At 51.5% G+C, this 13,813-nt stretch carries 10 protein-coding genes; 4 read left to right on the top strand and 6 right to left on the bottom strand.

Translation table 11 applies throughout. The features are described from left to right. Positions 1-5 precede the first annotated feature (5 nt). A complete protein-coding gene (locus SR894_RS13495) occupies positions 6-941 on the bottom strand; it encodes an Rpn family recombination-promoting nuclease/putative transposase (protein ID WP_133730149.1) in 936 nt (311 codons plus the stop codon). A 32-nt stretch (positions 942-973) separates the two neighbouring features. Continuing rightward, the gene (pncB, locus tag SR894_RS13500) at positions 974-2,155 is read right to left on the bottom strand and encodes a nicotinate phosphoribosyltransferase (RefSeq protein ID WP_133730148.1); all 1,182 of its coding nucleotides are present in this window, start codon (positions 2,153-2,155) and stop codon (positions 974-976) included. A 118-nt stretch (positions 2,156-2,273) separates the two neighbouring features. Here pncB and SR894_RS13505 point away from each other — a divergent pair, with 118 nt between their 5' ends. The 3 genes from SR894_RS13505 to recD are packed head-to-tail and all read left to right on the top strand — an operon-like array spanning position 2,274 to position 8,862. Further along, positions 2,274-2,567 (top strand): nucleotidyltransferase domain-containing protein, encoded by a 294-nt coding sequence (locus SR894_RS13505; protein WP_133730147.1) that lies wholly within the window; start codon positions 2,274-2,276, stop codon positions 2,565-2,567. Between the two features lie 11 nt (positions 2,568-2,578). Continuing rightward, the gene (gene recB / locus SR894_RS13510; protein WP_133730146.1) at positions 2,579-6,496 is read left to right on the top strand and encodes an exodeoxyribonuclease V subunit beta; all 3,918 of its coding nucleotides are present in this window, start codon (positions 2,579-2,581) and stop codon (positions 6,494-6,496) included. Between the two features lie 20 nt (positions 6,497-6,516). Continuing rightward, positions 6,517-8,862 carry an exodeoxyribonuclease V subunit alpha gene (gene recD / locus SR894_RS13515; protein ID WP_223288864.1) on the top strand — a complete coding sequence of 782 codons (2,346 nt, stop codon included), beginning with the start codon at positions 6,517-6,519 and terminating at the stop codon, positions 8,860-8,862. Between the two features lie 207 nt (positions 8,863-9,069). Here recD and drt3b read toward each other — a convergent pair whose 3' ends face one another. The 4 genes from drt3b to SR894_RS13535 all read right to left on the bottom strand — a co-directional run bounded on the left by drt3b (position 9,070) and on the right by SR894_RS13535 (position 13,521). Continuing rightward, positions 9,070-11,145, bottom strand: a complete 2,076-nt coding sequence (gene drt3b / locus SR894_RS13520; protein WP_133730145.1) for an antiviral reverse transcriptase Drt3b — start codon at positions 11,143-11,145, stop codon at positions 9,070-9,072. A gap of 1 nt (position 11,146) precedes the next feature. After that, positions 11,147-12,484 (bottom strand): antiviral reverse transcriptase Drt3a, encoded by a 1,338-nt coding sequence (gene drt3a, locus SR894_RS13525; protein ID WP_133730144.1) that lies wholly within the window; start codon positions 12,482-12,484, stop codon positions 11,147-11,149. A gap of 156 nt (positions 12,485-12,640) precedes the next feature. After that, complete coding sequence (locus SR894_RS13530) at positions 12,641-12,949, bottom strand: DUF427 domain-containing protein (protein ID WP_133730143.1); 309 nt, start codon at positions 12,947-12,949, stop codon at positions 12,641-12,643. Positions 12,950-13,098: 149 nt separating this feature from the next. Continuing rightward, complete coding sequence (locus tag SR894_RS13535; protein WP_244286471.1) at positions 13,099-13,521, bottom strand: DMT family transporter; 423 nt, start codon at positions 13,519-13,521, stop codon at positions 13,099-13,101. A 46-nt stretch (positions 13,522-13,567) separates the two neighbouring features. Between SR894_RS13535 and SR894_RS13540 the strand changes: the two genes are divergently transcribed. Further along, positions 13,568-13,789 carry a LysR family transcriptional regulator gene (locus SR894_RS13540; RefSeq protein ID WP_133730142.1) on the top strand — a complete coding sequence of 74 codons (222 nt, stop codon included), beginning with the start codon at positions 13,568-13,570 and terminating at the stop codon, positions 13,787-13,789. Positions 13,790-13,813 lie beyond the last annotated feature (24 nt).

The raw sequence follows: 13,813 nt of genomic DNA on the forward strand, positions 1-13,813 counted from the left end.
CTACCTTATTCAGCGTGGTTCTGAAGGCGCTTAACATCATCAATAGACAACCCCGTCACCTTGGCTACAAACTGGGGGTCAGCCCCCTCTTGCAGAAGGTTTCGAGCGGTTTCGATTTTACCCTCGATTTTGCCTTTGGCTTCACCTCGCGCTTCACCTCGGGCTTCCAACTGGGTGGCAATGGTCATAAAGGTGTCTCCTATAGGCTGGGGCAAGCGATGGCTCTCTTCAATCAACTGATCAAGGTCAATCACGTTGCCTGTTCCTACCACATAGTTTAGCAAGGTAGCGATGAAATCCAACTGCTGGCGACTGTGCTCGTCAAAGCTCGCGCAGTCACGCAGCCATTCCATCAGGTAAGGATCTATATGCGGCTCACGGATGTGCTTGAGCACCCGAGCAACCAAGCCTATCCACTGCTGTTGTTTTAGTGCTTCGTCATCAAGCTGATTTACATCCACTAATGGTATTGGCCCCTGGAACAGCGTCTCCATTAGCCCCAGCGGATCTTCAAAGCAGTCAGCAAGATCCATTGAGTAGGGGTAGGGTGTTTGACGGCCGTGGTAGAACACCAGTGCATGAACCGGTGCCAGGGGTTCCTTGGGGCGCTGCTTCAACTGCTTGGTCAGCATCCCAAACAGATAATGCCCGATACGCACGGGCATGTGCGGGTCGGGGCTTGAATGATGTTCGACCAATACAGCTAGATACGCCGGTTGCCCCGCTAATTGACAACGGTACACCAGGTCGGAGACGGTTTCTCGCAGGGCTGAATCGAGGTGGCTATCATGCTCCAGCTTGAGACTGCCTAAATCCAGGGCGGCGCTGATTTTCTTAGGTAAATAATGTTGCATGAACTCCTCCGCGACGGCGTGGTTTTCCATCGCGCTACGAAAGAACCGATCATGAGGATTATGGGGTGGTTTGGAGGTATCAGCCACAAGCGGTTTCCATGTTTCGAACAGATTAGAACCTAAGAATTCTTCCCATTCAGCGACAAGATCCGCTTCGCCAGCGAGATCATCTCCGGGTCGCCGGTGTTCTTTTCCGCAACGTCGGAAAGCTTGATCACCGGAAGCCAGCCCTGCCCTTCCGGGCGCGCCTCGACCATCTTGATCACCATGTTCATGGGCTCAACACCGACATCGTTAGTGAAGTTGGTGCCGATACCAAACGCCATGCCGATGCGACCTTTGCAGAAGGCATGTATCCGCTCGACCTTCTCCGGTGTTAGCGCGTCGGAGAAGATAATCGTCTTGCTTAGCGGGTTGATGCCCAAGCACTCGTAATGGTCGATGGTCTGGGAAGCAAACTCGATAGGATCGCCGCTATCGTGACGAACGCCATCGAACAGTTTGGCGAACTTCTTATCGAAGCTGTCGTAAAAAGCCTTAGAGGTAAAGGTATCCGTCAAGGCGATCCCCAGATCACCGCGGTACACATCCACCCAATGCTCCAGCGCCAGGCTATTGGCCATTTTGAAACCGAAGCGGGCACCGTGGAACATAAACCACTCGTGAGCGTGGGTGCCAATCGGCTTAACACCGTGGCGCATGGCCATCAGCACATTGCTGGTACCGCTGAAGGCCTCACCGCCGTGGTGGCTAAGCGCACCGACCACCCGGTCGTGAACGTCAGAAGAGAAGCGCCGACGGGTACCGAACTCAGCAATTTTCAGCCCTAAACGGCGGTAAAGTTCGATCTTCTCCTGGGCGTGCTGCTCAATCTTCGCATCAGCGTCAGGCGTGATCGTCACGCCACGCAGCCGATACCACAGCTCGCTGATCAACGCCATCAGCGGCACTTCCCACAGAATAGTGCGGTACCAGGGCCCTTCAATGATCACCGAAAGATCACTCCCCTGTTGCTCCACAGTCACCTCGCTGGGGTTGTAATGAAACCCGGCGAGGAAGTCGAGATACGTAGGGTCGAGATAAGGGCACGTTATTTCGAGATAGCGCTTCTCCTCATCGCTCAATCGCAGCGACGCCATCTTATCGACTTCACGGCGAAGTTCTGCGCCGAAGCCGTCAGGAAACGCATGCTCGCCACGGTTGATAAAGGCGTAGCGCGCATGGGCATAAGGAAAGCGTTTGATCACGGCGTTCTGCATCGTGATCTTGTAGAAGTCATTATCCAGCAGCGATGTCAGCATGAGATCCCATCGTTAGAGTGAACCGAAGCCGCCGGTAGCGTAAACTCATTGTACCTAGAGTGGCTTAGCAACAAGATTATCAGGTGGCGGGGTTCTCATACAGTTTAGGAGCTGTCTTATGCGTATTACTCAAACACATCGAGCAATCATTCTCACCGGGGTAGAGGAATATATTGACGCTGATGTGGACGTTCATGTCTTCGGTTCACGACTTGATGATACCAAGCGAGGCGGCAGTGTAGATCTATTGTTGACCTCCAAAACAGAGATCTCCGAGCTTTCTTGCGACGAACTCAAAAGCGTACTGGAAGAATATCTTAAGCTGCCGGTTAACATTGTCACCTATGACCCGTCCGATGAACCAAGCCCGCTCCAGGCGAAAGCCTTAGCTGAAGCTCTGCCTATTGATTAGAAGGATACGTCATGAGCCAGCCCGCCCCCCTCAACCCATTGAGCCTCCCGCTCCACGGCAGCCGACTGATAGAGGCCAGCGCTGGCACCGGTAAAACCTTCACCATCGCGCTGCTCTATGTGCGGTTGGTACTCGGCGGCCACAGCGTTGACGACGACACGGCGTTTGTACGCCCGCTCACCCCGCCGGAAATCTTGGTCGTTACCTTCACCAACGCCGCCACCCAAGAGCTACGCGAACGCATCCGCAACCGGTTGGTAGAAGCAGCAGAAGTATTTCGAGCTGAGGACGAAGAAGGAGGGGCGCCGGGGGCAAGCCGTAGTGGAGGTCATTCAACAGGGCCGGAAAATGTTCCCGACGATTCCGGCATTCCCGCCATCCATGGCGGTCAGATGGCAAAAGTAGCCCCCATGGACGGGTTCACGGCGCCCTCGCGTCGGCCTGCTGCCGAGCAAACGGCTGATCCGCTACTCCTCCAACTCCGCGACCAATACGACCCCGCCACCTGGCCCGCCTGTTCGCGGCGCTTGGCTCTGGCCGCTGAATGGATGGACGAAGCTGCGGTTTCCACCATCCACAGCTGGTGCTACCGCATGCTGCGCGAACACGCCTTCGACAGCGGCAGCCTGTTCTCCCTCAACCTGGAAAACGACCAGCGCGAACTGGAACAGGAAGTGGTGCGCGACTACTGGCGCAGCTTCTACTACCCGCTGGACAGCGACGCCCTCGGCATTGTTACCCGCTACTGGAAATCACCGGACGACCTGCACGCCCCGCTGCAAAGGCTACTGCCCGAAAGCGAAGCGCTAGGCGACGAAAAGCCCGAGCCCAGCAAAACCCTGGCCGCCACCCAGGCCGAACGCACCGCCCAGCTCAACGAACTCAAAGCCCCCTGGGCTGCCTGGCTGGATGAACTGGTGCCCGCCCTGGAAGACGCCGCCACGCGCAAAGCCTTCAAGGGCCAGAGCTTCAACGCCAAAAGCCGCGCCAACTGGCTAGGCGCACTGCGCGAGTGGTGCGAAACGGATGCCGACCGCCCCGCGCTCACCGACGCAGCCTGGAAACGCATGACGCCCGACGGCATGGCGGATATCTGGAAAGACGGCGCACCGCCCTGCCCGCAAGCCTGGGAAGCGCTGGCACTGCTACCGGCGGCGCTGGATGCCCTGCCCGAGCCGCGCAACGACCTGCTGATTCACGCCGTGCAGTGGTGCCGCGCACGGCTGGAACGCGAGCAGGAACGCCGCGCCGAGATGGGCCCCAACGACCTGCTCACCCATCTGGATCGCGCCCTGCAAGGCCCCAACAAAGAGGCCCTGGCCGCGCAGATCCAGCGCCAGTTCCCCGTGGCACTGATCGACGAGTTCCAGGATACCGACCCGATCCAGTACCGCATCTTCAACGCCGTGTATGACGTTGCAACGCCCCGCCGCGACAGCGCCATTCTGCTGATTGGCGACCCCAAGCAGGCGATCTACGCCTTTCGCGGTGCGGATATCTTCACCTACCTGCAGGCCCGCCAAGACACCGATGGCCGCCACGTCACGCTGGGCACCAACTTTCGCTCCAGCAGTGCCATGGTGGCAGCGGTCAACCACTGCTTCAGCTACGCTGACCAGCATGATGCCGGCGCCTTCCTGTTCCGTGCCGATGGCGGCGACAACCCGCTGCCGTTCAACCCCGTCAACGCCAAAGGCACCAAAGATACGCTGGTACTCAACGGCAAACCACTAGCAGCGATGACCCTGTGGCCACTGGAAAGCGAAGAGCCGCTCTCCAAAACCGCCTACCAAACCGAGATGGCCGAGCGCTGCGCCTCGCATATGGCCATGCTCTTGGAAGCAGGCCGCCAACAGCAGGCGGGCTTTGCTAAGGCGGCTGATGACATTGGCGATAACGGACTCACTCCGCTGGCCCCCTCGGACATGGCCGTTCTGGTCAACGGCCTGCAGGAAGCCCGGGCGATTCGGCTGGCGCTGGCCAGCCGGGGCATCAAGAGCGTGTATCTTTCCGATCACGACAAGGTGTTCAGCTCCCCCATTGCCCCGCAGCTAGCCATTTGGCTGCGCGCCTGCGCCGAGCCCCAGGCCAACTCACGCCAGGCGGAAGCCAAGCTGCGCGCCGCCCTGGCAACGTCGGTAATTGGACTAAGCCTTGAGGAGCTTGACCACCTCAATCAAAGCGAGCTGGCCTGGGAAGCGCGGGTCGAGCAGTTCAGCGACTACCACCGCCTCTGGCAGCGCCAAGGCGTGCTGCCGCTGGTGCGCCGATTGATGGTCGATTTTGATATCGCCGCACGGCTGCTGGGCGAGTTCGCCGAGGGTGAGCGTTTGCTAACCGACCTGCTCCATCTGGGTGAAATGCTGCAGCATGCCAGTCAGGAACTGGATGGCGAACACGCGCTGATTCGCTTTCTGGCGGAAGCCATTGCCGACCCGGATAGCCACGGCGACAGCCACAAACTGCGCCTGGAGAGCGATGCCGATCTGGTCAAGGTAGTGACCATTCACAAATCCAAGGGGCTGGAGTACCCGCTGGTGTTCCTGCCGTTTATCGCCAACCACCGCCCAGTCAGCGACACCGACCTGCCGCTGCGCTGGCACGATAGCGACGGCACACTGCAACTCAGCCTAAGCGCCGATGAAACAACGCTGGCCACCGCCGACCGCGAACGCCTTGGCGAAGACCTGCGCAAACTCTACGTAGCACTCACCCGCGCCCGGCACGCCACCTGGCTGGGGCTGGCGCCGCTAAAAGGCAGCGAGAACAGCGCCATCGGCCACCTGATCAACGGCGGCAAAGCCATCGCCCCCAGCGCCTTTACCCACGCGCTAGGCGAGTTGGTAAGGGACAGCGATATCGCGCTAAGTGACGCCCCGGAACCCACCGCGCTGCGCTTCACCCCGGCACCGGAACAGCAGGCACTGGGCCACGCCCGCACCCCGCTGCGCCCCGCCCGGGAACAGTGGTGGATCGCCAGCTACTCGGCGCTGCGTACTTCTGGGGCGGTCTCTGGATCTAGCACCACTCCGCTGACAACGCCCGCGCCGGAACCCACCACGCCCCAGGAAGCCACCACCCTGGAAGTGCTGGACGAGCCCCACGACAACGCCATCAACACCGAGGCGTTTCATTTGCATAGATTCCCGCGTGGCCCCGGCCCCGGCACCTTTCTACACGGGCTTTTAGAGTGGGCGGGCCAGCTAGGCTTTAACAGCGCCCTGAAAGACCCCGCCGCGCGGGAAGATATGCTGCGGCGGCGCGTGCAGCTGCGCGGCTGGCAGGCATGGCACGACACCCTGGCAGGCTGGCTAGAAGAACTGCTCGCCACGCCGCTTCCCTTGCCCCAATCTCTGTCACAGGCCTCGTCAGTGCCAAGCGAAGGCAGCCAAGTAGCGCTATGTGAACTCGACAGCTATCAGGTGGAGCTGGAGTTCTGGTTTGCCGCGCATCAGGTACAAACACGCAAGCTGGACGAACTGGTAAGTGACCACTTACTGCCTGGGGTATCGCGCCCAGCGCTGGATGCCGACACCCTCAATGGCATGCTCAAAGGCTTTATCGACCTCGCCTTTGAGCATGAAGGCCGCTTCTATGTGCTCGACTGGAAATCCAACTACCTGGGCAGCGACGACAGCGCCTACACCGCGGAAGCCCTGCGCAACGCCATGCTCGAAAAACGCTACGACCTGCAAGCGGCGCTGTATATGCTCGCGCTCCACCGGCTACTCAAAGCGCGCCTGCCCGACTACGACCCGCACCAACATCTGGGCGGTTCGATGACGGTATTTCTGCGCGGCAGCCGCACCAGCGCCCGGGGCGTACACGCCGTGCCCGCGCCAGTCGCGCTGATTGAAGCGCTGGATGCGCTCTTTACAGGCACAGCAGCAGATGCAGTATCAGAAACAGGCATAGAGGCGGTGGTATGAGCAATAGAGACACACAATCTATGAACCTAGACCTGTTCGCCGATGACGCGCCGCCCGCTGCACCTGATTCAACCGCATCGGTAACACCACCGACAGAATCAACCGCCAGTGCCGCCCAGCCGCACCCCGCGCTAAGCGATACCGCCGCGCTATTCCTACTGTGTGAACGCTGGGTTTCCCGTGGCTGGCTGCGGGATCTGGATCTGGCTCTGGTGCGCTTTCTCGACCGTGAAACTCAAAACGCCCCGCCGCTGCTGTTGCTAGGCGCGGCGTTGGCCAGCCACCAGCTTGGCCGTGGTCATGTGTGCCTGGATATAGCCGCCACCCTGGAAGCGCCCGATTTTGCACTTTCGCTGCCGCCGGAAGGCGACGATCTGAACGACCCGCCGCCGCTACCCAGCCATGTGCTGGCTAAGTTAACGCTGCCCGAGTGGCAGGCCGCGCTCCACCACTCCACGCTAATCAGCGACGGCCCCGGGAATACGCCCCTGGTGGTAAGCCACAGCGTCAACACCAGCAAACTCTACCTACGCCGCTACTGGCAGTTCGAGCAAACCCTACACCAGGAAATCGCCGCCCGATTAGCCACCATAGAGTCTGATAAAACCTATGGGAGGCAAAGTAAAGACCATTCTGCTGGGCCTGATAATACTTGTGGGAGGCCGCTTCAGCGGGCGAAGGGTGACGATAGTCACCCCCCAATACTCAAAGATGCCCTAGATACCCTATTCCCCGCCAGCAACAGCATAGACTGGCAAAAAACTGCCTGCGCCCTAGCTGCCCGCAGCCCCTTCGCAATCATCACCGGCGGCCCCGGCACCGGCAAAACCACCACCGTGGTGCGCCTGCTGGCCCTGCTGCAAACCCTGCAGCTAGCAGAACCCAACGCCCATCCGCTGCGCATTCGCCTGGCCGCCCCCACCGGCAAAGCCGCCGCACGGCTAAATGAATCCATCGCCGGACAAGTGGAACTGCTACCCACAGAGAAACTTGCCGCCTTGTGGGAGGGAGCTTCAGCTCGCGACGATTCAAGCACCCAGCAACTACAAGCCGCCATCCCAACTGAAGTCACCACACTTCACCGCCTAATAGGCGCAAGAGCCGACACCCGCCACTTCCGCCACAACGCCGCCAACCCGCTGGCGCTGGATGTGCTGGTGGTGGATGAAGCCTCGATGGTGGATATCGAAATGATGACGGCGCTGTTCAGCGCCCTGCCCGCCAGCGCCAAGCTGGTACTGCTGGGGGATAAAGACCAGTTGGCATCCGTGGAAGCAGGCGCCGTGCTAGGCGACCTATGCCGCCGCGCCGACGCCGCCCACTACACCCCCGCCACGGCGCAGTGGCTGGCCGAACTCACCGACCACCCGCTGCCGGAGGCATTAATCGACCCCAACGGCCAGCCGCTAGACCAAGCCATTACCATGCTGCGGGTAAGCCACCGTTTTACTGAAACAAGCGGCATCGGCCAGCTCGCCCAGGCGATTAACCAGCCGCTCAGTGAGGCATTACGGGAACGGGATAAACACCAAGCCGTGCATGGCGTACTGAATAACGGCTACGCCGACTTGCACCACCTGGTGTTGAAGCCTGACGCGCAAAACGAAGACAGCGCCCTGGAGCGCCTGGTGATCACCGGCAGCCCGGAACGTTTTCCCAATGCAGGCGAAGGCCGCACCACCTTCAAAGGCGAACCGATTGCGCCGCCCACCGGCTACGAGCACTACCTGAATACCCTGGCGAGTGGACGGCCTGAAACATCGCTAGCGTTTGAAGAGAACGGCGACGCTTACGATTCTTGGGCGAAACAAGTACTCAACGCCTACAGCCGCTTTCAGCTGCTATGCGCGCTACGCAAAGGCCCCTGGGGAGTAGAAGGCTTAAACCTGCGGATTGCCAAAACATTGCGCAGCGAGAAGCTGCTGTTCGGCAATGACCACACGTTAGAAAAAGGCTGGTTTGAAGGCCGACCGGTGCTGGTCACCCAAAACGACTACGGCCTGAAACTGATGAACGGCGATATCGGCATCACAATGGCGGTGCCTGATCCACGCACTCCGAGTAAATCATTACTGCGCGTAGCCTTTCCGACCAGTGATGCAGAAAACCCGATTCACTGGGTGCTGCCTTCCCGCCTGCACGCGGTAGAAACCGTGTTCGCGATGACGGTACACAAATCACAAGGCTCGGAGTTTCAGCACACCGCCCTGCTGCTACCGCAAACGCCCAACCCAATCCTCACCCGCGAGCTGGTCTACACCGGCATCACCCGCGCTCGCGACTGGCTCACGGTGATCGAAGCTAAGCGTGGGATATTGAATGATGCGGTGACAAGGGAGGTGATGAGGGTGAGTGGGCTAGATTAAGACAACACGGTACTAAAAAATATCTAAATTAGTAAAAAATTTATTAATATCATCATTTATAAAAATTTAATTATTATAAACAATTATGGGTGGGTGGCTCATCCAGACCACCCCAGTCATCGCCTCCGTGCATTGGACCGCGATAACCCCCATGCGAGTGTGTGGGCTGCCTACAGCTATTAGCGGCTGGATGATGCATGGGAACGTTTAATATACTTCGAAGCTTCGTTTAGCGTCAAGCTCCTTACCAAAGTCAAAGTCAATCCAGGTCGTAAACCATTCAGTCCGAAGGTTTATGAGGGCTTCTTGATCTTCCTCATTTTTTACGCCAAATAATAACAACAACTCTTTTTTTAAGCTTTCACGAATATAGGGACATGCTAAGCAGTCGAAAAGCAAAATTGTTTTTTCAGTATCTTTAGAAAGAACGCTTTTATTAGCTTTCATCTTATCTAAAATATATCTCTCTATCGAATATCGAAATAAATCATATCTTTTTTTGTTCCCAATATAGAACAACGCAACGGTAATGGAAAAAAGATTTAAACTATTATCAAAAACGTAAAAGCTGTCGGCTTCATCTTTTTTTCCGCCAAAATATTTTGCTAATACCTGCTCCTCTACCCTATAGTCTTTACCTAGCTCAGACAACACTGTAAGAAGGTATAAAGTCTCAACTTGCGTATGCCTCTGAATATTAATTTTATTTGCTATAAAATAGATGTTTTCAAAAATTTGCTTGAATGCAGCATCCATATAATCTCTATCAGAATCCTTTTCTCTGAGAAAAGAAATTATAACGTACAAAACCCTGACTAACTTAACAGTAGTATTTACTCTGGGAGAGACTGAGTATATAAAAAAAGAAAACTCTATTATTGATATAATGGCATAGTAAAGTGATTTTGAAGATTTATTTTCTTTATCAACCTCCTTGAAATTATCGATAATTTTTCTCAATCTGCTTTCAACAATTGCCAGAGAATAATTAAGTATATCTTTGTATTCCACACCGCTAGTTTTAATTATTTTTTTAAATTCTGTAATCAAAGGTGAAGACTTGATAAATATATGCCCATGCTTAACTTTAGTAACAACGTCGTCTTGGAGCACTTCAGTTTCGACTACCTCATATTTTAACTTCTCATTAAGCAAGTTAGAAATTTGTTTTTTTGCTATAGTTATTTCTGTTATAATAGGCTTTTGGTAAATTTTCTCTTTTTCAGTGTTTAGATTAAGCTTATATTCTTTCAAGCTAGCCTGTAGCTGGCTAAGTATTTTCTTATATATATCTTCCTTATTGTAAAAAACAAAGTAATCATCTACATATCTAAAGATCTCATAATCTACTCCATAAAAAATACCCTGAAAATCTAGTTCTTCATAAACATTTTTATCTATATTCTGAAGGATTATTTCTGCGAATATTCTTGATGTTTCTGGGCCAATTAGAATACCGTTAGTTTCACCATAGTTTTCCGAACGCATTAGTTCATCAAATTCCTCAGGAAAGCACCCCTTTAAGGATCCTCCTTTGATAGTTCCAGCCATAACATCTTTTACAGTTTCCTTCCCAAAAACTGACCAAGCAATTGAGTGTGTATAAATGCTATCAAAACACTTTGAAATATCTAATCTGGCTAAGTTATTGTACTTTTTTTCGCACTGATGATATTCAACGGATTCAAAAAATTTAAATATATTGCTGTACTTTTTATAAACAAAAAAAGATTTCAGACTGCTATATTCTTTTTTGTATTCTTCGATCAAACCAGATGGCTCATAATCCTCATTTTTTGCAAGCTTATTCCTAGACTCCCAATTGATAAGACGGGCAGGCTTGTAAGGAGCACGAAGACTAAACTTACTTTTCTGGCAATGGTAAATTAATAAATCTTTATAATTATCGTAAAAGGACACTAGCCTAATTTGGTTCCTGGGGTGCGCAAAAGATAAAACCCTTAATTCATCCATCTTATGGGTAATTCCATAAGTAAATGGAATAGTTGTAGTAAGCCCTTTTTGAAATTTCAATTTATTTTTTTCTTTTTTTTCAAACCCTTCAATATTCGGCTCTTCAATTCCTAATAAGAGCTGTATCGCCAAATGTGCTCCACTTGAAGTTGGATACCATTCAAACCCACCTTCCTTATATTCGACACTATTTTCTTTTAAAAAATCATAAAAATAGCGATTTGAAAAAGTTAAGGGTATTTCATAAGGTAATACATCAGAGATTACAGCCCTTTCTTTATTGGTAGTTAATTTTACCTTTTTTTTCATATTATTGATTCCAAACCCGAGTGATTTTTTTCAAGTCTTGAGTAGAGAACTTCCTAAACTCTTTATTCAAAAAACCTCTTTTGAAAGAAAACTTCATGACTTTTCTCTTCAAGGTATCACAGTTCAAATCTAAAGCTCTTATATTCAAACAATGATCAAGTTGATCTAAGAACTCAAGGTTATCAACCCATTTATTGGAATGGTAGATACCAACAAACGCCCCACCTTTATTATTTGTTAGCTTAGTGTTTCCAGTAAGCATTCTAACTCTAGCTAACAACAATTTCTTATCATTATCTGATCCATAGCTTTTACTATACTTATCAAAAGCTGTGTTTAACCTATTTTTGTACTTATCTACTTTTCTTTCACTTGCGCAGATACCTAGTTTACCTCCATGTTGTCGAATTATGTATCCTAAATATTCTATATTATAACTCACCCCCTTGTTGTAATTAATTATTTTCGTTTTATTTTTATTTAATGAAAGACCAATATCTAACATTAGCTCAGCAATTTCTCTCTCCCTATCGTCAGCAGTAAACAAATCAGAAGGAGTAAAAACAGCAATAATATCATCTACATATCTTGTATAATATACAACTCCAGGCATGGATTTAATTTTTTCATCAAACTCACTCATATATAACTCTGACAAATAAGCACTTATACCAATTCCTCTTGGAATTCCTTTACTACTGCCAGTGATAGATCTATACTGATTTAATATCTGTGAAATAATTTTCCTAGAAGCTAATGAAAGCTTAGGATTGCTATTTATTTTGCTTTTTAAAATATCACTATCAATGCTTTCATAGAACCCAGAAATATCGGTTTTAATTATTTGCTTTGGAAAAGCATCATCAAGAACAGACTTCAACTGTGATATAACAATATCTCTATTAGCCTGCTTTACATTATATGTAGATTTAATATTTTGCTGTATTTTCTTTTCTGCAAAAAAAGATTCTAATTTGCTGTTGATCCTATAAGTTTCTTTATGATGATGGGGCGAGTTATTTCTTTCAATGCTTATTTTGAAAGTTCTCTTGGCAATTGCCTGGGATATCTTTTCCAAATGTGAATCAATTACCTCATCACGTTTAGAATCGTTCTCCTTGATTGACTCTTTCAACTTATGGAAACGGTCATTAAAAACTTCCTCTGAATACTTTTCCTTTCTTTTATTCAAATTACTCCTAACACGACGAAGTCGTTTTATAATCAAAGAATACTCTTTCACTTCAGCCGGAAAACCTTTTTCAATATAGTCCCCTTTTCGATTCTCTTTATCGTAGATAACTCGTAAATTTTTAGATGTGAAAGATTGGCTAAGCATTTAACCCCCTGCAAGAAATAATATAAATATTATAACACTTTAACAACAATGGACTTTACTACTCAATTACAGAAAGCAAACATAAATAAAAAGCTTTTAACTTTAAGATCGAGAATTCGACAAAACAGGTTCGTGAATAATTTAATTGCATCATTTCTATTCGAACGCCACCCTGCCCGCAATCTCCTCCATCCCTTCAATCGGCTGCTCATAGCTCCAGGCGATATCTTTGTTGTCGCCCAGCGAGAAATACACCGCCTTGCCTTTAAATGGGCAGTAAGTCGTCGTTTCTGAAGTGGTAAGCAAATCTATCCTCACGTCTTCACGTGGGAAGTAGTGGCGCGGCGGGTAGCTGATTTCTTGGAGTTCGAGGGCTTGTGTGGAGTCGGCAAGCAGCTTTCCATCTACATGCAACTGCACGCGTTGGCTAACGGGGTGAAGCTCAATGCGAGGTGCCTGTGGCATTCGGTTGTTCCCTGCGGCTTTTTTAGCTCTAGTAAAATGAGCCTAGCAGCAAAGTTCGTTGAATCCCATGCTCTCCGCATCACACTTTAGGCTGCGGCCATGACCTGTATCAGGTTTTTGCCACTGCTCTCTAATTCACTACAACTGCCCTAACGCTGCCGTACTCTCGCCCTTGCCTGAGTAGTAAGAATTAAGCCGAATACAATCAGCCCTGCCCCAATGAAATCCGCCATGCGCAACGGCTCCCCTAGTATTAGATAAGCGAGTAGTACGCCAAAGAACGGATTAAGAAGGTGATAACTCGATGCCGTCGAGGCGCCGCTTATTCGAATCAGCACTAGCCAGAGGCTCATTCCTCCGATGGTGACGACAAGTACCAGATGTGCAATCGCTATCATCGTAGCGGTAGAAGGCACGGCAAGCGGCTGCCCGAATACCATTGCCATGGGAAGAAGAGCGACAGCGCCAGCAATGGATTGCCAGAAATTAGCCTGCAAGATGGGCAGGCCTGCGCCTTGACCGCGGAAGAACACGGTGCCACTGGCAAAGGCAAGCATACCCCCAGTTGCCATAAGCACTCCCCAAATATCGACCTGCACCCCACTAGCAATGCCAGAGATGACACAAAACCTGAAACGGCTAGAGGAAATACTAGGTTGTAAGTTGCTTGAACGTCGTCCAGGTCACTTCTTTAGTTTGCCGACAGACGGCGAGCGTTATCTTCCCGCAGTCAATGAGATATTTGCTCGTACGTCTGAGGCAGTGAGAGACATGCAACAACCCGAAATCGCTGAGCACCTGCTGATTGGTGTTTCCGATGATTTTATTTGGTGGTTCTAAATGGAGCCATTTTCCAATGCGCCG

The organism is Vreelandella neptunia (assembly GCF_034479615.1).
Taxonomy (GTDB): Bacteria; Pseudomonadota; Gammaproteobacteria; order Pseudomonadales; family Halomonadaceae; genus Vreelandella; species Vreelandella neptunia.

Bases quoted from the DNA above. Each gene is read 5' to 3' on its own strand.
- drt3b (WP_133730145.1), bottom strand. From the start codon at position 11,145: ATGAAAAAAAAGGTAAAATTAACTACCAATAAAGAAAGGGCTGTAATC.
- recD (WP_223288864.1), top strand. From the start codon at position 6,517: ATGAACCTAGACCTGTTCGCCGATGACGCGCCGCCCGCTGCACCTGAT.
- recB (WP_133730146.1), top strand. From the start codon at position 2,579: ATGAGCCAGCCCGCCCCCCTCAACCCATTGAGCCTCCCGCTCCACGGC.
- SR894_RS13505 (WP_133730147.1), top strand. From the start codon at position 2,274: ATGCGTATTACTCAAACACATCGAGCAATCATTCTCACCGGGGTAGAG.
- SR894_RS13535 (WP_244286471.1), bottom strand. From the start codon at position 13,521: ATGGCAACTGGGGGTATGCTTGCCTTTGCCAGTGGCACCGTGTTCTTC.
- pncB (WP_133730148.1), bottom strand. From the start codon at position 2,155: ATGCTGACATCGCTGCTGGATAATGACTTCTACAAGATCACGATGCAG.
- SR894_RS13540 (WP_133730142.1), top strand. From the start codon at position 13,568: ATGACACAAAACCTGAAACGGCTAGAGGAAATACTAGGTTGTAAGTTG.
- SR894_RS13530 (WP_133730143.1), bottom strand. From the start codon at position 12,949: ATGCCACAGGCACCTCGCATTGAGCTTCACCCCGTTAGCCAACGCGTG.
- drt3a (WP_133730144.1), bottom strand. From the start codon at position 12,484: ATGCTTAGCCAATCTTTCACATCTAAAAATTTACGAGTTATCTACGAT.